Raw genomic sequence first — 19,287 nt, 5'->3', positions numbered from 1 at the left:
GAAGCAGCAGGGGAAGCACGCCGAACCGGGGGAAGTATCCCCAACTCCGTCCCCTGACCGCTTCCCCTGGCCCCAACAGCCAAAACCCCATAAGGGGAAGATCGTCTAAGGGGCGTGCGGACCAGCGAGAACGCCCCGGAACCGCACTCGTGGTTCCCCCGCGCGGTTCGTCCCCTCATCCCCTTGGCGCGACAGCGCGCGGCCTTGTCCGCCGGTCCGCGTGCCGACCGCGCACACCCACATGTCGTCACTGAAAGTGATCGAAAGGTGTCGTCATGAGCACGGTCATGCACATCGTCAGTGATCTGCGCGCCCTCGCCCACCAACTCGGACTCAGCGACAACCCCGTGCCCTGTGCGGCACCCGCGTCGACACCGGCGCACCCCGCAACGCGCCCATGTGCCCCACGTGCATGCGCCACGCCGGATGGACCCACGACAAGCGCCGCTGACCCACCGAACCAACCACCGTCCGAAGGAGACGAACGTGCCACCTCACAACCCGCTGTTGTCGGCCGCGCTGGACACCGCCGCCCGTGGCTGGCCGGTCTTCCCCCTCGTGCCCGGCGGCAAGCGGCCCGCCGTGCGCGACTGGGAGCAGCGCGCCACCACCGACTCCGACCGCATCCGCCGCTGCTGGAACCACGGCCCCGCCTACAACATCGGCCTTGCCACCGGCCCGGCCGGACTGGTCGTGGTGGACCTCGACGTGGCCAAGCCCGACAAGCCCAACCCGGACGGTTTCCGGCACGGCCTGGAGGTGCTGGCGCTCCTGGCCGACGACGCCGACCAGGAGTTGCCCGACGACACCCGCACGGTGTCCACCACTTCGGGTGGCCGGCACCTGTACTTCACCGCCCCCGCCGGGGTGGAGTACCGCAACACCGCCGGGAAAGCCGGACGGCTCATCGACAGCCGCGCGCACGGCGGCTACGTCGTCGCACCCGGTTCCACCGTGGACGGCCGCGGCTACCAGCTGGTGCACGACGCACCACCGGCGCCCTTGCCGACGTGGCTCGGTGAACTGCTGCGGCCCGCGCCGCTGCCCCCGCCACCGGCCCAGCCGATCCGGTTGCGAGTGCCAGCTACCGACCGGCGCGGCCGGTACCTGCGAGCCGCCATCGACGCCGAAGTTGCCCGTGTGGAGGGGGCGACCTCGGGACAACGCAACTTCGCCCTCTACTGCGCCGCTCAAGCCCTCGGACAACTCGTCGCCGGTGGAGCACTCACCGACGACGAAGTCCGCAACGTGCTCATGCGCGCCGCCGCTGGCCACATCGCTGTCAACGCCTACACCCACCACACCGCCGAGCAGACCGTCAGCAGCGGTCTGCGTGACGGTGCCCGTCGACCACGCCGAGTGGCCGCGTGAACCACATGTCTGACTACGAGGGAGCGACCACCGCTATGACCACTGCACTGCCGGTCGAACCCGACCCGTTCGCCGACGCCTGGACCGCCGACAAGCTCATGGCCGCCGACTTCCCGGACCCGAAGTGGGCCGTGCCCGGCGTGCTTTGTGAAGGCGTGACCCTGTTGGCGGGACCACCCAAGGTCGGCAAGTCGTGGATGTCGCTCGGGTTGGGTCTGTCCATCGCGTCCGGTCAGCCCGCGTTCGGCAGCATCGACACCGGCCCGGCCGCCCCGGTGCTGTACCTGGCGTTGGAGGACACCGCGCGGCGGCTCAAGACCCGCATGGGCAAGATGCTCGGCGACCAGCCCGCGCCGCACCTGCTCACCCTGGCCACCCAGTGCCCGCCGCTGCCGCAGGGCGGTGACAAGGCCATCGCCGGATGGCTGCGCGGCAACCCGGCCGCGCGCCTGGTGGTCATCGACGTGTTCGCCAAGGTGCGCGGAACCGAACCCGGCAACGTCCAGCAGTACGACGCGGATTACCTCGCGGTTGGCCGTGCCAAGCGCGTTGCGGACCACTTCGGGGTGTCGGTCGTGCTCGTCCACCACGTCCGCAAGGCCACGCACGAGGACTTCCTGGCCACCGTGTCGGGAACTAACGGCATCGCGGGCGCGGCAGACGCCGTGCTGGTGCTCGAACGCGGACGCAACAACGCCGATGGTGTCCTGCACATCACCGGCCGCGACGTGGAGGAAGCCGACCACGCACTGAGCTTCAACCCAGACAACGGTTCGTGGACCATGCTCGACGGTCCCGCCATCGACCACACCATCGGCGACACCCGCGCCGTGATCCTGCGCTACCTGCGCGAGAACAGCGGCAGTACACCCGCACAGATCGCCACCGGGACCGGCCTGGACGCCGGGAACGTGCGGAAGACGTGCGCCCGGATGCACGACGCCGGGCAGCTCACCAAGGACGCCACGAGCCGCTACTTCGCGCCTCTCCTGTGACCGGGTGGGACGGCTTCCCGACCAGGACCTGTCCCACCTGTCCCACCTGTCTCGCAATCCCGCCTGACCAGCACAAAGCAGGCGGGACAGGTGCTGTACGTCCTGTCCCGCCTGTCCGCACCACGTACGAAAGGGCCACCGCCGATGCGGGCACCACGTGAACGGCTCACCGTCGCCCAGTTCTGCGCGGAGATGGGCATCTCCCGATCCACCTTCTACGACTGGAAGGCCAAGGGCCGCGCTCCGCGCTGCCGCAAGTTGCCGAACGGCGAACTGCGCATCGACCGCGCCGACATCGAGTCCTGGTACGACGCCTTGGAGGTCGCGGCCTGATGAGCACCACCTACGACGTCCGCATCTACAAGACCGAGACCTACCAGGGCAAGAAAACCACCACCCACTACGTGCGCTGGAAAGTCGCGGGCAAACTCCACCGGGAAGGCTTCCGCACCGCGGCTCTGGCCGACAGCTTCCGATCGGAGCTGGTCTCGGCGTCGCGACGCGGTGAGGCGTTCCGTATCGACACCGGTCGGCCGGTGTCGATGCGGCGCGAGGAACAGACCATGTCGTGGTTCCAACTGGCGTGCGCGTTCGTGGACATGAAGTGGTCCCGAGCCGCAGCCACGACCAGGCGCACGAATGCGGAAGCGCTCACCACTGTGACGACGGCGTTGTTCACCACCACCAAGGGCAAGCCGGACGACAAGCTCATCCGGGCCGCGCTGGGCCGGTGGGCGTTCAACACCAGTCGCCGCGACCAGGACAAGCCGGACGACATCGCGGGTGCGCTGCGCTGGATCGAGCGGAACACCCGCCCGGTGTCAGCCCTGGCCGATCCTGAAGTGCTCCGCCCGGTGCTCGACGCCCTCACCGTCCGACTCGACGGCAAGCCCTACGCGCCCAGCGTGGTCAACCGACGCCGCAAGATCCTGTCCACCACCGTGGAGTACGCCGTTGAAAGGAAGTTGCTCACCAAGAACCCGATCCCGGCGCTGAAGTGGACGGCTCCGCGAACGGTGCACGCGGTGGACCGGCGGTCGGTGGCCAACCCGGTACAGGCCCGGACGCTGCTGGCCGCTGTCGGCACCCAGCAGCGCAGCGGGCCGCGCCTGGTGGCGTTCTTCGGGTGCCTCTACTTCGCGGCCATGCGGCCAGAGGAAGCCGTAGCGCTGGCCAAGCACAACCTGTCGCTACCGGCCGACGGGTGGGGAGAACTGACCATCGACACGGCCGAGCCGCACGCGGGAAAGGAGTGGACCGACAGCGGGGCCAACCGTGACCGGCGACAGCTCAAGCAGCGCGCACGTGGCGAGAGCCGCACGGTGCCGTGCCCACCGGAATTGACCGCCCTGCTGCACTCCCACATCCGGCAGTTCGGCACGGCGGCGGACGGTCGGCTGTTCACCGGCGAGCGCAACGGCCAGGAACTGCCGAAGCTCACCATCGTCCGGGCCTGGCAGCGCGCCCGCACCGAGGTGTTCACGCCGGAGGTGGTCGCCACGCCGCTGGCGGGCACGCCGTACGACCTGCGGCACGCGGCGGTGTCGACGTGGCTCAACGGGGGAGTGCCCGCAGTGACGGTGGCGGAGTGGGCGGGGCACTCGGTGGAGGTGCTGCTCAAGATCTACGTCAAGTGCCTGGACGGGGAGGCTGCGGCGGTCCGGCAGCGTGTTGAGGCTGCTCTGGGGCACCGACCGGGCGGCTAGAACTTTGGCACGTATTTGGCACAGACACCCGTAGACGGCCGGTCCTGACCGGACACGGCCGGACAGACGAGTAAGGCCCTTGACCGGCTTAGCGCTGGTCAAGGGCCTTTTCGTGCTGGTGGAACGATGTGCCCCCGGCAGGATTCGAACCTGCGCTCCCGCCTCCGGAGGGCGGTGCTCTATCCCCTGAGCTACGGGGGCCGCAGCTACGGACAGAAGCTTAGCGCACTGTCGGAGACGCCCCGCACCCCCTACCCTCCGACGGTATGGATCCGGTGCGCGTGCGGTTTGTCCAGGGCTCTGACCTGCGGCTTCGGGTGATCGAGCAGGGAGATCCCGACGCTCCCGCCGTTCTGCTCGTCCACGGCTACCCGGACGACTCCGGCGTCTGGGACGGGGTGGCCGACGAGCTCAGCTCGCGGTTCCGCGTCGTGCGGTTCGACGTCCGGGGGCACGGGGGGTCCGACGAGCCGACCGACGGGTACGGACTCGACCTGCTCGCCGCGGACATCGCGGCCGTCGCCCGGAGCACCGGCGAGGAGCGGGTGCACCTCGTCGGGCACGACTGGGGCTCCGTCCAGAGCTGGCGCGCGGCCTCGCTCCACCCCGAGCTGTTCGCCACCTTCACCAGCATCTCCGGGCCGGACCTCGGTCATCTCGCCGACTGGGTGGGGCGCAACCGGCACGCGCCCTGGCGGGTGCTCCGGCTGCTGGCGCCCTCCTGGTACATCGCTTGCTTCAAGGTCCCCAAGATCCCCGAGCTGCTGTGGAGCACGCCTGCGGTGCTGCGCGCGTTCCACGCCTCCCGGCGGAACGCGGTCAACGGGCTGGAGCTCTACCGGGCCAACGTCGGGCACGCACCGCAGCCGCGGAAGGTCGCGGTCCCCGTCCAGCAGATCGCTCTCCAGCACGACCCGTACGTCACGGCGCAGCACCTCGCCGCGGCCGAGCCCTGGGCGGAGAACCTCACCCGGCGGCCCCTGTTCGCCGGGCACTGGGCGCCGCGCACGCACCCGGAGCACGTCGCCCGCATGATCGCGGAGTTCGCGGAGCGGCGGCCGTCGCGGCGGGAGCTCGTGGTCGTCACCGGGGCCGGGAGCGGCATCGGGAGGGCCACGGCCGAGGCGTTCGCCGCGGAGGGGGCCGAGGTCGTCTCCGTCGACGTCGACGGGGAGGCGGCCGCGCGCACGGCCGCGGCGACCGGTGGGCACGCCCACCAGGTGGACGTCACCGACGCGGCGGCCGTGGGGCGGCTCGCCGAGAAGATCGTCGACGAGCACGGGGTGCCGGACGTCGTCATGGCCAACGCCGGGATCGCGGTCGCCGGGCCCTTCCTCGACACCGGTGAGGAGGACTGGCGGCGGGTGGTCGACGTCAACCTGTGGGGTGTCGTGCACACGCTGCGGGCGTTCGCGCCGCACCTGGTGAACCGGGGGGAGGGCGGGCGGCTGGTCGTCACGTCCTCGCTCGCCGGGTACTTCCCCACGGCCGCGCTGCCCGCCTACTCGGCCACCAAGGCCGCCGTGCTCTCCCTCGGGCAGAGCCTCGACATCGAGCTGAAGAAGACCGGGGTGGGGGTCACCGTCGTCTGTCCCGGCGTCGTGCACACGAACATCACCCGTGTCGCCACGTTCGCCGGGCTCGACGCGCGGGAGCAGGAGAGGCAGCGGGCCTCCATGACGCGGTGGTACCGGCTGCGGTCGTTCGGACCGGAGAAGGTGGCGCGGGAGGTCGTGGCCGCGGTGCGCGCGGGGCGGCTGATCGTGCCGGTCACCGCCGAGGCCAAGCTCGTCCGGGTGCTCAACCGGGTCGCTCCCTCGCTGGTCGGGAAACTGGGCCGGATTCGGGTGCCGGGCTGACTGTTCAACACATGCACGAATCGCTATACATAGGAGTCATGGGTCACGGACACGGCCACGGCGTCTCGCCGGACCGGGCGACGAGCGCGTCCGCGCGGTACGTCGGGCGCCTGTGGATCGCCTTCGGCATCGGCGCGGTCTTCATGGCCGTCGAGTTCGGGGTGGGGCTCGCGACGTCGTCGCTGGCGCTGCTGTCGGACGCGGCGCACATGCTCACCGACGTCCTCGGGCTCGGCATGGCGCTCGCGGCCGTCGTCGTCGCCCGCCGCGCCGGAACGGGGCCCAACCGCACGTTCGGGCTCTACCGGGCCGAGGTGCTCGCCGCACTCGCCAACGCCGTCCTGCTCTTCGGCGTCGCCGGGTACGTCGTCTCGGAGGCTGTGGGGCGCTTCTCCGACCCGCCTTCGGTGCCCGGCCTGCCGGTGCTCCTCGCGGCGGTGCTGGGCCTCGGCGCGAACGTGGTGGCGTTCTTCCTGCTGCGCGAGGGCGCGAAGGAGAGCATCACCCTGCGCGGCGCGCACCTGGAGGTGCTGGCCGACCTGATCGGCTCGATCGGCGTGCTGATCAGCGGCCTGCTCACGCTGACGCTCGGCTGGCGCCACGCCGACCCCGTCGTCGGCGTCGCCATCGGCCTGTTCGTGCTGCCCCGCACGTTCCAGCTCGCGCGCCGGTCCCTGCGCATCCTGTTCCAGCACGCGCCGGAGCGCATCGACGTCGGTGAGATGCAGCACGCCCTCGGCTGCCTGCCGGGCGTCGCCGAGGCCCACGACCTGCACGTCTGGACGCTCACCTCCGGCATGGAGGTCGCCTCCGCGCACCTCACCACGATCCGCGACGCGGACCCGGCCGAGGTGCTGCGGTCGGCCCAGCGCCTCCTCTCGGAGCGGTACCGCATCGAGCACGCGACACTCCAGGTGGAACCTGGTGAATCGGCCTCCCGCTGCGGTGAGATGTCCTGGTGACCGGAGCCCTCGACGTTCCCGCGTTCCTCGCTCGCCTGCACCTGCGCGACGCCGAGGCGCCCGGCGTCGAGGCGCTGCGCCGCCTGCACACCGCGTTCGTCGAGACGGTGCCCTACGAGAACCTGGACGTCCTGCTCGAACGGCCCACGTCGATCGGCCCGGCCGCCGCGGTGGAGCGGATCGTGCGGCGGCGGCGGGGCGGCTACTGCTTCCACCTGAACAGCGCGTTCGCCGCCCTGCTGCGCGCCCTCGGCTACCGGGTCCACCTGCACCGCGCCGGTGTCCACGCCGACGGAGACGAACCCGGCATCAACCGCAACCACGCCGCCCTGACCGTGACGGGCGTGCCGGGCGACGACGGGGAGGGCTGGTACGCCGACGTCGGCCTGGGCGACGGCCCGCGCGTGCCGCTGCCGCTGCGGACCGGCGAGCACCGGGAGGGCCCCTTCACCTACCGGATGGAGCGCTCGCCCGTGGCGCGCGGCGGCTGGCGGTTCGTGCACGACGTGCGCGGCTCGTTCCCCGCGCTCGACTTCGCCCCCGAGCCGGTGACCACCGACGACTTCCTCGCCAAGCACCGCGAGCTGTCCACGTCGCCGGACTCGGTGTTCACGGGGGTGTGCGTCGTGCACCGCCTGCGCGCGGGCGACGTCGACCAGATGCGGGGCCTGGTGCTGTCCCGGCTGCGCTCGTCGTCCCGCACGGTCCTGGAGACGCCCGGCGACTGGTACACCGCGCTCGCCGACGTGTTCGGGCTGCCGCTGCGCGACGTGTCGCCGGTGAACCGGGACCGGCTGTGGCGGCGCGTGGTGGCCCAGCACGACGCCCACCTGCTCGTCTCCTGAGCAGCCCCGAGACGCGGAACGGGCCCGCGGCAGGTCGCCGCGGGCCCGTTCGTTCACGCCGGGATCACAACTCCCGGCACTGACCGCCCTTCGGGCCCTTCACGTCGTTCGCGAGGCCGTTGTTCACCGGCTTCGGCTCGTTGCCCGTGCAGGACAGCGGACCGCTGACGGCGGTGGCCGCGACGACCGCGCCGGCCCTGTTGTCCACCACTCGCAGCGGACCCGACACGGTCGCCGTCTCCACGCTCACCTCGCCGGTCGTGCCGGTGATGCTCACCGGGCCGGACACCTTCGTGCCGACCAGCACGACCGCCTTCGCGTCGGCCGCCGTCACCGGGCCGCGGATCTCGCCGCCGAAGGCGTACAGCGACGCACCCCTCGACACGGTCACCGGACCGGAGACCGACGCGCCGTCCAGGCACACCACGCCGGAGTCGACCCGCAGCGGCCCGTTCCGGGTGCCCGTCACCGTCGTCGTGCACGCGGGCAGCGGCTTGGCCAGCAGCTCGAACTCGGACACGGTCGTGTCCGTCCCGCCGGCGACCTCCAGACGGTAGTTCCGGTAGTGGCCGGGAGCGTCGATCTTGAACGCCCTGGTGTGCTGCCGCCAGGCGAAGGTCTCGCCCGACCGCTGGTCCAGCGTCGTCCACGTCGTGCCGTCGTAGGAGCCCTTCAGCACCCAGTCCTTCGGATCACCGGCGGCCTTGCCCGAGGTGATCGTGTAGAACTCGGCCCGCTCCTTCGCGTCCGGCAGGCTCACCTGCACCCACGGCTGCGCGCCGAGCGCCGCCTGCGTCTGCGAGGTGTCGTCCACGAGCGCGGGGAGGCCGCCCGACGCGGTCGTGTTGCCGGCGGTGGCGATGTCGCGCAGCGGGCGCGGCACCTCGTCGCCCTTCGTGATCGACGGCGGCGCGGCGTCGGCGCCGGTGCCCCACTTCGACGGGTTCGGGCCCATGTCGAAGTCGAGCGTGCCGCCGTCGGCGATCAGGTCGTGCGGCAGGAACGTCTTGTCGTAGGCCTCGCCGTCGACCTTCAGGCCCTGCACGTAGACGTTGGTCGCGCTGTTCTTCGGCGCGTTCACGACCAGCTTCTGGCCGTTCTCCAGGTTCAGCGTGGCCTTCGTGAACAGCGGCGACCCCACGGCGTAGGTCGGGTTGCCCATCTGGAGCGGGTAGAAGCCCAGCGCGCTGAACAGCCACCACGCCGACAGCTCGCCGTTGTCCTCGTCACCGGCGTAGCCCTGGCCGATCTCGCTGCCCAGGTACAGCCGCGACATCACCTCGCGGACCTTCTCCTGCGTCTTCCACGGCTGCCCCGCGTAGTCGTACATGTAGGGGATGTGGTGCGACGGCTGGTTGGAGTGGGCGTACTGGCCCATCCGCACGTCGCGCGCCTCGATCATCTCGTGGATCGTGCCGCCGTAGGAGCCGGGGAACTTCGCGGTCTCGGGGGTGGCGAAGAACTCGTCGAGCTTCTTCCCGAGCCCCTCCTTGCCGCCGTGGAGGTTCGCGAGGCCCTGGCCGTCGTGCGGCACCGTGAACGCCATGTTCCACGCGTTCGTCTCGGTGTAGTCGTGGCCCCACTCCTGCGGGTTGTACTCCGCGGGGTCCACGCGCCACGAGCCGTCGGCGTTGCGGCCCTGGAAGAAGCCCACCCGCTCGTCGAACACGTTCACGTAGTTCTGCGCGCGGTTGGTGAAGTACTCGTGGTTCTCCAGGTACTCCTGGCGGCGCGGGTCGTCCTGCGCGGCCCGGTCGTACAGCGTCTTCGACATGTTCGCGATGCCGTAGTCGTTGACGTAGCCCTCGATGGCCCAGGACATGCCCTCACCGGTCGTGGTGGGGGTGTAGCCGAGGAAGATCGACGAGTCGAGGCCCTTGCGGCCCACGTTCGCGTTCGGCGGCGTCACCGAGGCGTTCTTCAACGCCGCGTCGTAGGCGGCCCGCACGTCGAAGTTCTCCACGCCCTTGAGGTACGCGTCGGCGAACGCCACGTCCGAGCTGGTGCCCGTCATGAGGTTCGCGTAGCCGGGGGAGGACCACCGCGACACCCAGCCGCCGTCGCGGTACTGCTGCACGAACCCGTCGGCCATCTTCCCCGCCCGCGTGGGCGTGAAGAGGCTGTAGGCGGGCCACGTCGTGCGGTAGGTGTCCCAGAACCCGTTGTTGACGTAGATCTCGCCGTCGATGATCTTCGCGCCGGTCTGCGTCGGGGTCGTCTGGCCGGTGCCCGCGGACACCGGGCTGGCGTACTGCGCCCTCGGCGCGTCCTTCGTGCCGGTGTTCTCGAAGCCCGAGTTCGGGTACAGGTACAGGCGGTAGAGGTTGGAGTACAGCGTCGTGAGCTGGTCCTCGCTCGCGCCCTCGACCTCGATCACGTCCAGCACGTCGTCCCACGCCGACTGCGCGCGCTCGCGCACCGCGTCGAACGTGTCGGACGCCGCGATCTCCAGGTCCAGGTTCTTGCGGGCCTGGTCCACGCTGATCAGCGACGTGGCGATGCGCATCGTCACCGTCTTCGAGGCCGACGTGTCGAACTGGAAGTACCCGGCCACGTCGTCGCGCCCGGCGCCGGTGAGCTTGCCGCTGCCGGTCACCGGCTGGTCCACCACGCCGTGGACGAACAGCCGGGTCGCGCCGGTGGACAGGCCGCTCTTGACGTCGGAGAAGCCGGTCACCACCCCGGTGGCCGGGTCGAGCGTCAGACCGCCCTCGTTGGTGACGTTGTCGAACACGAGGTTCGACCGCCCCTCGGTGAACGTGAAGCGGAACATCGCCGCGTGGTCGGTCGGCGCGATCTCGGTCTTCATGCCGTTGGTGAACGTCACGCCGTAGTAGTGCGCCTGCGCGATCTCGTCGGAGTGCCGGAACGGCAGCGCGCGCGCCGAGCGGTCGGCCGTGGGCGCACCGGTCGTCGGCATCACCTGGAACGTCTGGCGGTCACCCATCCAGGGGCTCGGCTCGTGGCTCGCGGTGAACGCCTGCATCGTGGGCAGGTTCTGCGCGTTGTTGGCCTTCGCGTAGTCGTAGAGCCAGCTCCGCGACCCCGCGTTGGTCATGGGGGACCAGAAGTTGAAGCCGTGCGGCACCGCCGTCGCCGGGAAGTTGTTGCCCCGCGAGAAGGAGCCGGTGGAGTTCGTGCCGCGCGTGGTGAGCACCCAGTCGGACGGGCGTGCCCGCTCGACCGTCTGCGGCGCAGACCTGATCTCGACGTCGTCGATCCAGCCGCCGAAGCCCGAGGGACCGGTGGGGTTGTCGTAGGCCACCAGGACGCGGTCGATCGTCTTGCCGGCGGCGACCGAGCCGATGACCGAGGACAGCTTGTTCCACTGGTCGGTGTAGAGCGCCTTCGACTCGCCCTGGCCCTTCGGCGAGAGCACGAAGCCGTGCTGGTCGCGCGCGCCCAGGTCGCTGAGGTAGGTGCCGTCGGAGAACGCCAGGTCCACCGACGCCCACGTGCTCGGGTAGTCGAGCTGGTCGGTGACGAAGTCCGGGAAGATCAGGTAGGACAGCTCGGTGGTCGCCGTGACGGGCACGTCGACGTCGAGGACCTTGTTGTAGGAGTACGCCCGGCCGTCGACGGTGTGCGTGCCCTGGTAGCGCAGCGCCTTGACGCCGGTGAAGCCCGCGCCGGACTTGGCGTTGTAGCCGCCGCCGGGGCCGCGGCCCACGGCCGTGCGCATGTTCTCCGGGGGAGGCGTGCTGGAGCCGTCGGAGAACTGCACCTCGGCCAGCTGCACGATGGTGCCGCTGCGGTTGGCCGTGACGTCCAAGCGGTAGTGCTGGTAGGCCGTCGTGTTGGCCAGCTCGAACGTCCTGGTCTGGAACCGCTCCGGGAACGTCTCGTTCGTGCGGGTGTCCAGCGTCGTCCAGTCCTGCCCGTCGGCGGAGCCCTGGAGCGTCCAGTTCTTCGGGTCGCGCTCGGCGGCGTCGTTGGCCGAGGTGAGCGCGTAGCGCTTCACGGCCGTCGGCTCGGTGAGCCGGAACCGCACCCAGCCGGTGCTGGTGAACGTGAGCCACTTCGAGTTGACGCTGCCGTCGACGAGGTTCTCCTTGACCTCGCCGGGTCCGTTCTCGGAGTTGGCGGTGACCTCGGCGACCCGGTCGGTCACGTTGCCGGGGATGCTCGTCGAGTCCGCGCCGTTGACGCCGGACGCCCTGGGCGTGCCGGCGGCGTCGGTCTCGACGGTGCTGTTCCAGTTCGGCTGAGGCTGTCCGTCCTCGAAGGACGACGCGAAGACCTGTTCGCTCACGGCGGCTTCTCCAGGTGCGGCTGCGGCCGTACCGTAGCCCGCCACGCTCGCCATCACCACCGCGGTGATCGATGTCGTCACGAGGGCTGATCTCGATCGTCTCGCCCGCATGTGCCCCATTGCGCACGCCTTCCGCTCATAGCTCGGCCGCTCCGGAGAAGAAGCGGTCCGCCACGCAGCGAAACGACTCGCTGACATCGTTGTCAAGAGGTCGGGCACATCTTGTCCGCATCCCTGTCCGTCCACTGCTCCGACCGCTGGAGCCCTTCACCGATCTAGACTCGTGATCCGTGACAGAGGGCCGATCTCCGCGAGCGGGGACCCCCGCGGGCATGCGGGTGCTCAACCAGCGCGCGGTCCTCGAACGGCTGCGCGCGCAGGGGGAGGCGACCCGTCCGCAGATCGCGCGGGACACCGGCCTGTCCAAGCCGACCGTGGGCCAGGCGCTGGTCGACCTGGAGCGCCGCGGTCTCGTCCGCCCGATCGGGCGGACCTCGACGGGACCCGGCCGGTCCGCGGTCGTCTACGAGCCCGACCCCGGCGCCGGGTACGTGCTGGGCGTCGACATCGGCCGCCAGCGCATCCGCGCCGCCGTCGCCGACCTCGCCGGCGCCGTCGTGGCCAGGGCCGACGAGCGCAACCGCTGCCGCTCGGCCGGAGCGCTCGTGCGGACGGTGAGCGAACTCGCGCTGCGCACGGTGTCCGACGCGGGGCTCGACCTCGCCGACGTGCTGGTCAAGGTCGTCGGCAGTCCGGGCGTGCCCGATCCCGGCGAGCGCGCGCTGCACCACGCGCCGAACCTGCCCGGCTGGGAGCGCAGCGGTCTGCTGGACGACCTGGAGTCCTCGCTCGGGCCCGGTCTCGTCGTGGAGAACGACGCCAACCTCGCGGCCGTCGGCGAGCACGAGCGCGGCGCGGCGCGGGGCGTCGACGTGTTCGTGTGCGTCACCGTGGGCACGGGTGTCGGCATGGGGATCGTGCTGGGCGGCGAGCTGTTCCGGGGAGCGCACGGCGCCGCCGGGGAGATCGGCTACCTGCCGTTCGCTGACCCCGACCCGAACTCCGACGGCGACGGGAGGGGGCGCGTCGAGGAGGTGGTGGCGGCGCACTCCGTCGTGGCGACGGCGCGGGAGAGCGGCCTGACGGGGGTGCGGACCGCGCGCGAGGTGTTCGCCCTCGCGCGCGGTGGTGACCGGCGGGCGCTGGGCGTGGTGGAGCTGGAGGCCAGGCGGCTGGCGTTCGCCGTCGCCTCGGTCACGGCGGTGATCGATCCCGAACTGGTCGTGCTGGGCGGCGGGATCGGCAGCAACACCGCGCTGCTGCTGCCACCGCTGGAGGCCGCGCTGCGGCGCATCACGCCGTTCGCGCCGCGGATCGTGGCGGGGGAGCTGGGGGACGGTGCAGTGCTCGGCGGAGCCGTGGCCACGGGGCTGCGCACGGCTCGCGAACTGGTCTTCGACCGGCCCGACCCGACCACCTCCTGAGAGTAGTCGAGTCGTACCTGCGGGCTTATTCACCCGTTCGTCCTAGATGCAAGATTACTACTGTGGCTTAGCGTTACCACACCTCCCCCTGGAGGGTGTAACTGGAGTCGGGAAGACCGGTGGGGAGCTGCGGGGAACGCTGCTCCCCACCGATCGCACGGGGCGGGCACCGCGCCCACCGCCCGCCCCGTGCACGGCCCGCACTCCGGCCGCGGCACACCCCTGACCAGCGAGGAGTGGTGCGGAGCACGTCGTCCGCGGTGAACTCCCGGTGCGCCGAGTCCGCGATGGCGAGGTCGCCGAACTCCGCGTACGTCCTTCGGCACCCGGCCCCGTCCGACGACCAGGCCGGGGAACCACGTGGCGTAGAAGCCGCCCGCGCGGGCCGCCGCCCTCGCCCTGCGCTTCGGACCGGCCTCGGGGTCGATGACGTCGCCCGCCACGGACAGGTGCGCGTCCACCGCCTCGCGCGCGATCAGCAGGTGCACGATCTCCGAGGAGCCCTCGAAGATCCGGTTGATCCGCAGGTCGCGCAGCACCTGCTCGGCCGGGACGCCCCGCTCCCCGCGCGGCGAGCGAGTCCGCGGTCTCGTACCCGCGCCCGCCGCGGATCTGCACCAGGTCGTCGGCCACGAGCCGGGCCGTCTCGAAGGCGTGGAGCTTGGCCAGGGCGGCCTCGATGCGGATGTCGTGGCTGCCCGCGTCGGCGAGTTCGCCGGACAGGTCGAGCACCGCCTCCAGCGCGAACGCGGTGGCCGCGACGAACGCGATCTTCCCGGCCACGGCCTCGTGCTCGCCGACGGGCCGGCCCCGCTGGACGCGGGCCGCCGACCACTCGCGGGCGATCTTCAGACCGGCGTCCTCCGCGCCGATGTGGTTGGCCCTACCGGCGGGTAGCCCCGTGCGGGTGAGCGCGAACGCTCAACTCGCGGTGCTCCACCGCTCAACTCGCGGTGCCCGAACGCTCAACTCGCGGTCACAGGGGTTGGGCGTTGCGTTCGGTCAGCAGGGACTTCATGTACTCCGACTCGCTGGCCTGGGACTTCAGCATGTTGTCGGCGAGGTTGCGCAGCACGGGCTCGGCGGCGTGGTCGGCGGCGTGGGCGGCCATCGAGGAGCCGCCCTCGTGGTGGCGGAGCATGAGCTGGAGGAAGTAGACGTCGAACTCGGTGCCGGACAGGCCGCGCAGCTTCGCCAGCTCGTCGGCGGTGGCCATGCCCGGCATCGGGGACGACCCGGTCGCGGCGGTCGTCGCCCCGTGGGCGTGCGCGGCGTCGTTCGACATCCACGCCATGTGCTCGCCGGTGGGGGACTGCTCGGGCTGAGCCCACATGCTCAGCCAGCCCTTCATGCGGCCGACCTGCTCCAGCTGCGTGCTGGCGATGTCGAACGCGAGCTGGCGGACCGCGAGGTCGCTGCTCTGGTCGCGCGCGATGTTGGCCATCTGCACCCCCTGGAGGTGGTGCGTGGACATGTCCTGGGCGAACCCGACGTCCACCGAGTCGGCGGCCGGGACGGGAGCGGAGGAGTCGGAGCCGGGGAGCTTGACCAGCAGCCCCACGGCGGCACCGAGCAGGAGCACCGCGAGCACGGCCGCCGTGATGACGAAGGTGCGGGCCGCGGTGCCCCGCCCGGTCTCGTCGTCGACCGCGGGCGCCTCGTGCTCCTGCTCGGTGTCGATCACGGGTGTCAGCTCCCGCTGGGCGTCGTGGACGGGGCCGCGCTCGGCACGGCCTCGTCGGTCGCGGCCTGGCCACCGTCCATCGGCACGGCGTCGGGGCCGGGGGCCTCGGCGACGAACGGCGGCGGGTTGCTCACGTCGAACGTGCTGCCGGTCGCGTCGCAGGTCGCGCCGACCTCGGGGTAGGTGTACTGGTTGCGGCGCAGCGACTGGACGAACTGGTCGATCCGCTCGTCGTCGGCGCTGTCCACCTTGAGCTGGTGGCCCCAGGACTGCACCGAGACGGGCTTGTCCAGGCCGGGGTAGGGCGACAGCATCGTGAACTGCTGGCCGTCGGCCTTCGCCTTCAGCTTCTCCAGCGCGTCACCGGTCACCCGGTCCGGGTCGTAGGCGATCCACACGGCGCCGTGCTCCATGCCGTGGACCATGTTCTCGGTGCGCACGGCCGTGTCGTAGACGACACCGGTGCAGTCGGCCCACACGCCGTCGTGCGGCCCGCCGAAGGGGGGCGACTGGTCGTAGGCGACGCGCTGGTCGGCCGTCACGTGCTTGCCCGCGTCGTAGGTCTTCTTCACGACGCCCTGGATCTGGTCCGACGGGTCCTGGTTGCTCTCCGACGGGTTCCACCTCGCGAGGGCGGCCTCGCGCGCGTTCTGGTCGGAGATCTTCATGTACGCGTACCCGAACACGCCACCGGCCAGCGCCACCACCGCGATCACGGCGATGATGGTTCCCCAGGGCTTGGGCCTGCTCGCGACCACCGAGGATCGCGCGGCCTGCACGCTGTTGCGCGCCGCCTTCGTCTTCTTGCCGCTGGTCATGTCCGCCTCAGGTCTCGTTCTCTTCCGTCCACCGCATCCGGACGACTGCTCCTCGCCAGTGTAGGGAACCGGTGTCTGGTCACCGTCAGCACGACGCGGGACCCGAGAGGCGTTCACAATTGCCGTGTGGCGGCCGCCACCGCCGGAGGACCGCGTCGTCCCACCGTGCGGGACTGCCGCAACCCGGTCGAGACCAGCGCGAACACTTCCCTAGACTTTCCGGGGTGACCCCCGCTGCGCTCGCTGAACTCGTTCGGACCACGGCCGTGGACGTGCTCGCCGGCCGCGGCCTCGACACCGCCGCTCTTCCTCCCGCGGTGACCATCGAGCGTCCCCGCAACCCGGAGCACGGCGACTACGCCACCAACGTGGCCCTCCAGACCGCGAAGAAGATCGGCGTGGTGCCCCGCGACCTCGCGTCGTGGCTCGCCGAGGCGCTCGCCGGACAGGACGCCATCGCCTCCGCCGAGGTCGCCGGTCCCGGGTTCCTCAACCTGCGCCTGGCCGCCGACGCGCAGGGCGGGATCGTCCTGGAGGCGCTGCGCGCCGCCGACGGCTACGGCCGCGGCGAGGAGCTGGCCGGCACCCGGATCAACCTGGAGTTCGTCTCGGCGAACCCGACCGGCCCCATCCACCTCGGCGGAGCCCGCTGGGCCGCCGTGGGCGACGCGCTGGGCCGCGTGCTGTCCGCCCGCGGCGCCGACGTGACCCGCGAGTACTACTTCAACGACGCCGGCGCCCAGATCGACCGCTTCGTGCGGTCGCTGATCGCCGCCGCCCTGGGCGAGTCCGCCCCCGAGGACGGCTACGCGGGCGCCTACGTCAACGACATCGCCGCCGAGGTCCTCCGGCAGGAGCCGAGCGTGCTGTCGCTGCCCGAGCAGGAGCGGCACGAGGCGTTCCGGCGCGTCGGCGTCACCCTGATGTTCACCGAGATCAAGCAGAGCCTGCACGAGTTCGGCACCGACTTCGACGTGTTCTTCCACGAGGACTCGCTGCACCGCAGCGGCGCCGTGGGCGAAGCCGTCGAGGCGCTCAAGACCTCCGGCGCGCTCTACTTCGAGAACGGCGCGTGGTGGCTGCGCTCCACCGAGTTCGGCGACGACAAGGACCGCGTCGTCATCAAGAGCGACGGCGACCCCGCCTACATCGCCGGTGACATCGCCTACCTCAAGGACAAGCGGTCCCGCGGCTTCGACCTGTGCATCTACATGCTCGGCGCCGACCACCACGGCTACATCGGCCGCCTCAAGGCCGCCGCGGCGGCGCTGGGCGACGACCCGGCCGCCGTCGAGGTGCTCATCGGGCAGATGGTGAACCTCGTCAGCGAGGGCAAGCCGGTGCGGATGAGCAAGCGCGCCGGGACCGTCATCACGATGGAGGACCTGGTCGGCGCGGTCGGCGTGGACGCCGCCCGCTACTCGATGACCCGCTCCTCGGTCGACTCGTCCCTGGACCTGGACCTGGACCTGCTGCGCAAGCACACCAACGACAACCCGGTCTTCTACGTGCAGTACGCGCACTCGCGGCTCGCATCGCTGCTGCGCAACGCCGCCGACCTGGGCCTCGCCCCCGGCGACCCGGCCGAGGCCGACCTGAGCCTGCTCGCGCACGACCGGGAGGGCGACCTGATCCGCACCATCGGCGAGTTCCCGCGCGTCGTCGGCGCTGCCGCCGAGCTGCGCGAACCGCACCGGGTGGCCCGCTACCTGGAGCAGCTCGCCGGTGACTACCACCGCTTCTACGAGGCGTGCCGGGTGCTGCCGCGCGGCGACGAGGAGACGACCCCGCTGCACCGGGCGCGGCTCCAGCTGTGCGCGGCCACCAGGCAGGTCTTCGCCAACGGCCTGGCGGTGCTGGGCGTGAGCGCACCGGAGCGCATGTGATGAGGGCGCACCCCGCGGGTCCCCGCCACGCCGACGTCCTGCTCCCCGGCAGCACCGCGGGCAACCGGCCCGTCGGGCCGGACGAGATCGACGCGCTGCACCCGAACGTGTGGCCGCGCGGCGCCGAGCGCGGTGACGACGGCGCCGTGCGCATCGCGGGCGTGGACGTGCGCGGCCTCGCGGAGGAGTACGGCACGCCGCTGTTCGTGATGGACGAGGCCGACTTCCGCTCCCGCTGCCGCGACCACGCCGAGGCGTTCGGCGACCCGACTCTCGTGCACTACGCGTCCAAGGCGTTCCTGTCGACGACGGTCGCGCGCTGGGTCGCGGAGGAGGGGCTGAGCCTCGACGTGTGCAGCGGCGGCGAGCTGGCCGTGGCGCTGCGCGCCGACTTCCCGGCCGAGCGGATCGCGCTGCACGGCAACAACAAGTCCGTGCCGGAGCTGGTCGCCGCCGTCGAGGCGGGGATCGGGGCCGTGGTGCTCGACTCGTTCTACGAGATCGCCCGGCTCGACCAGATCGCCCGCGACCGCGGTGTCGTGCAGCCGGTGATGATCCGGGTGACCGTCGGTGTCGAGGCGCACACGCACGAGTTCATCGCGACCGCCCACGAGGACCAGAAGTTCGGCTTCTCGCTGTCCGCGGGCGGCGCGGTCGAGGCCGCCCGCCGGGTGATCAAGGCCGACGGGCTGCGGCTGATCGGCCTGCACAGCCACATCGGCTCGCAGATCTTCGACGCCAGCGGCTTCGAGATCGCCGCGCGCCGCGTGATCCAGCTGCTCGCCGACCTGCGCGAGGAGCACGGCGCCGAGAAGCTGGAGTCGCTGACGACCGTCGACCTCGGCGGTGGTCTGGGCATCGCCTACACGCCGGACGACGACCCGCCGCCGCCCGCCGAGCTGGCGCGGCAGCTGCACGACATCGTGCGGAAGGAGTGCGAGCAGCAGGGACTGCCCCTGCCGAAGATCGCCGTCGAGCCGGGCCGCGCCATCGTGGGGCCCAGCACGGTGACGCTCTACGAGGTCGGCACGATCAAGGACGTGCAGCTCGACGCGGGGGCGAGCCGCCGCTACGTGAGCGTCGACGGCGGCATGAGCGACAACATCCGCACCGCCCTCTACGACGCGGTCTACGACTGCCGGGTCGTCTCGCGCGGGGCGGAGCCCGACGCCGGTGCGGCGCTGTCCCGCGTCGTCGGCAAGCACTGCGAGTCCGGTGACGTGGTCGTGCGCGACTGCTGGCTGCCGGGCGACCTCGCGCCGGGCGACCTGCTCGCCGTGGCCGCCACCGGCGCCTACTGCTACTCGATGGCCAGCAGCTACAACCGCCTCCTGCGACCCGCGATGGTCGCCGTGGAGGAGGGCCGGGCGCGGCTGGTGCTGCGCCGGGAGACCGAGGACGACCTGTTCCGCCTGGAGGTGTGAG

General features: G+C 71.4%; 13 protein-coding genes, 1 tRNA gene and 1 pseudogene. 10 read left to right on the top strand and 5 right to left on the bottom strand.

The window, feature by feature from the left end:
• Positions 1-486: 486 nt before the first annotated feature.
• From IMZ35_RS03140 to IMZ35_RS03125, 4 genes are all read left to right on the top strand, one after another.
• Positions 487-1,371 carry a bifunctional DNA primase/polymerase gene (locus IMZ35_RS03140; protein ID WP_307867698.1) on the top strand — a complete coding sequence of 295 codons (885 nt, stop codon included), beginning with the start codon at positions 487-489 and terminating at the stop codon, positions 1,369-1,371.
• Between the two features lie 35 nt (positions 1,372-1,406).
• Entirely contained in the window at positions 1,407-2,366 is a 960-nt protein-coding gene (locus IMZ35_RS03135) for an AAA family ATPase (protein WP_199439298.1), read from the top strand.
• Between the two features lie 144 nt (positions 2,367-2,510).
• Positions 2,511-2,699, top strand: a complete 189-nt coding sequence (locus IMZ35_RS03130; RefSeq protein ID WP_199439297.1) for a helix-turn-helix transcriptional regulator — start codon at positions 2,511-2,513, stop codon at positions 2,697-2,699.
• The gene (locus tag IMZ35_RS03125; RefSeq protein ID WP_199439296.1) at positions 2,699-4,072 is read left to right on the top strand and encodes a tyrosine-type recombinase/integrase; all 1,374 of its coding nucleotides are present in this window, start codon (positions 2,699-2,701) and stop codon (positions 4,070-4,072) included. The genes IMZ35_RS03130 and IMZ35_RS03125 overlap by 1 nt, the downstream gene beginning before the upstream one ends.
• 129 nt (positions 4,073-4,201) lie before the next feature.
• On the opposite strand, the gene IMZ35_RS03120 is transcribed toward IMZ35_RS03125, so the two are convergent.
• Positions 4,202-4,273 (bottom strand) — tRNA-Arg (locus tag IMZ35_RS03120).
• Between the two features lie 65 nt (positions 4,274-4,338).
• On the opposite strand from IMZ35_RS03120, the gene IMZ35_RS03115 reads away from it, so the two are divergent.
• Genes IMZ35_RS03115 through IMZ35_RS03105 form a run of 3 tightly spaced genes read left to right on the top strand, consistent with a single transcriptional unit; the run spans position 4,339 to position 7,738 of the window.
• Positions 4,339-5,931 (top strand): SDR family oxidoreductase, encoded by a 1,593-nt coding sequence (locus tag IMZ35_RS03115; RefSeq protein ID WP_199439295.1) that lies wholly within the window; start codon positions 4,339-4,341, stop codon positions 5,929-5,931.
• 38 nt (positions 5,932-5,969) lie between these two features.
• Positions 5,970-6,893 (top strand): cation diffusion facilitator family transporter, encoded by a 924-nt coding sequence (locus IMZ35_RS03110; protein WP_199439294.1) that lies wholly within the window; start codon positions 5,970-5,972, stop codon positions 6,891-6,893.
• The gene (locus tag IMZ35_RS03105) at positions 6,890-7,738 is read left to right on the top strand and encodes an arylamine N-acetyltransferase family protein (RefSeq protein WP_199439293.1); all 849 of its coding nucleotides are present in this window, start codon (positions 6,890-6,892) and stop codon (positions 7,736-7,738) included. The genes IMZ35_RS03110 and IMZ35_RS03105 overlap by 4 nt, the downstream gene beginning before the upstream one ends.
• A gap of 64 nt (positions 7,739-7,802) precedes the next feature.
• Here the strand turns inward: IMZ35_RS03105 and IMZ35_RS03100 are convergent, their stop codons facing one another.
• Entirely contained in the window at positions 7,803-12,110 is a 4,308-nt protein-coding gene (locus IMZ35_RS03100) for a GH92 family glycosyl hydrolase (protein WP_199439292.1), read from the bottom strand.
• A gap of 170 nt (positions 12,111-12,280) precedes the next feature.
• Between IMZ35_RS03100 and IMZ35_RS03095 the strand changes: the two genes are divergently transcribed.
• Entirely contained in the window at positions 12,281-13,474 is a 1,194-nt protein-coding gene (locus IMZ35_RS03095; protein ID WP_438816811.1) for an ROK family transcriptional regulator, read from the top strand.
• Between the two features lie 289 nt (positions 13,475-13,763).
• Here IMZ35_RS03095 and IMZ35_RS03090 read toward each other — a convergent pair.
• From IMZ35_RS03090 to IMZ35_RS03080, 3 genes and pseudogenes are all read right to left on the bottom strand, one after another.
• Positions 13,764-14,326, bottom strand: a pseudogene (locus tag IMZ35_RS03090) (acyl-CoA dehydrogenase family protein); the annotation flags it as partial.
• 124 nt (positions 14,327-14,450) lie between these two features.
• Positions 14,451-15,158 carry a DUF305 domain-containing protein gene (locus tag IMZ35_RS03085; protein WP_199439291.1) on the bottom strand — a complete coding sequence of 236 codons (708 nt, stop codon included), beginning with the start codon at positions 15,156-15,158 and terminating at the stop codon, positions 14,451-14,453.
• 5 nt (positions 15,159-15,163) lie between these two features.
• On the bottom strand, positions 15,164-15,976 hold the full coding sequence (locus IMZ35_RS03080; RefSeq protein WP_199439290.1) for a thioredoxin-like domain-containing protein: 813 nt from the start codon (positions 15,974-15,976) through the stop codon (positions 15,164-15,166).
• 224 nt (positions 15,977-16,200) lie between these two features.
• Between IMZ35_RS03080 and argS the strand changes: the two genes are divergently transcribed.
• Positions 16,201-17,862, top strand: a complete 1,662-nt coding sequence (gene argS / locus IMZ35_RS03075) for an arginine--tRNA ligase (protein WP_199439289.1) — start codon at positions 16,201-16,203, stop codon at positions 17,860-17,862.
• Positions 17,862-19,286, top strand: coding sequence for a diaminopimelate decarboxylase (gene lysA / locus IMZ35_RS03070; protein ID WP_199439288.1), 1,425 nt, complete (start codon positions 17,862-17,864; stop codon positions 19,284-19,286). Before argS ends, lysA begins: the two co-directional genes overlap by 1 nt.
• Position 19,287 lies beyond the last annotated feature (1 nt).

It is taken from the genome of Umezawaea beigongshangensis (assembly GCF_016464305.1).
Taxonomy (GTDB): Bacteria; Actinomycetota; Actinomycetes; order Mycobacteriales; family Pseudonocardiaceae; genus Umezawaea_A; species Umezawaea_A beigongshangensis.
Note: the sequence above shows the minus strand (reverse complement) of the source record. Positions and strands in the feature narration are given on the sequence as shown.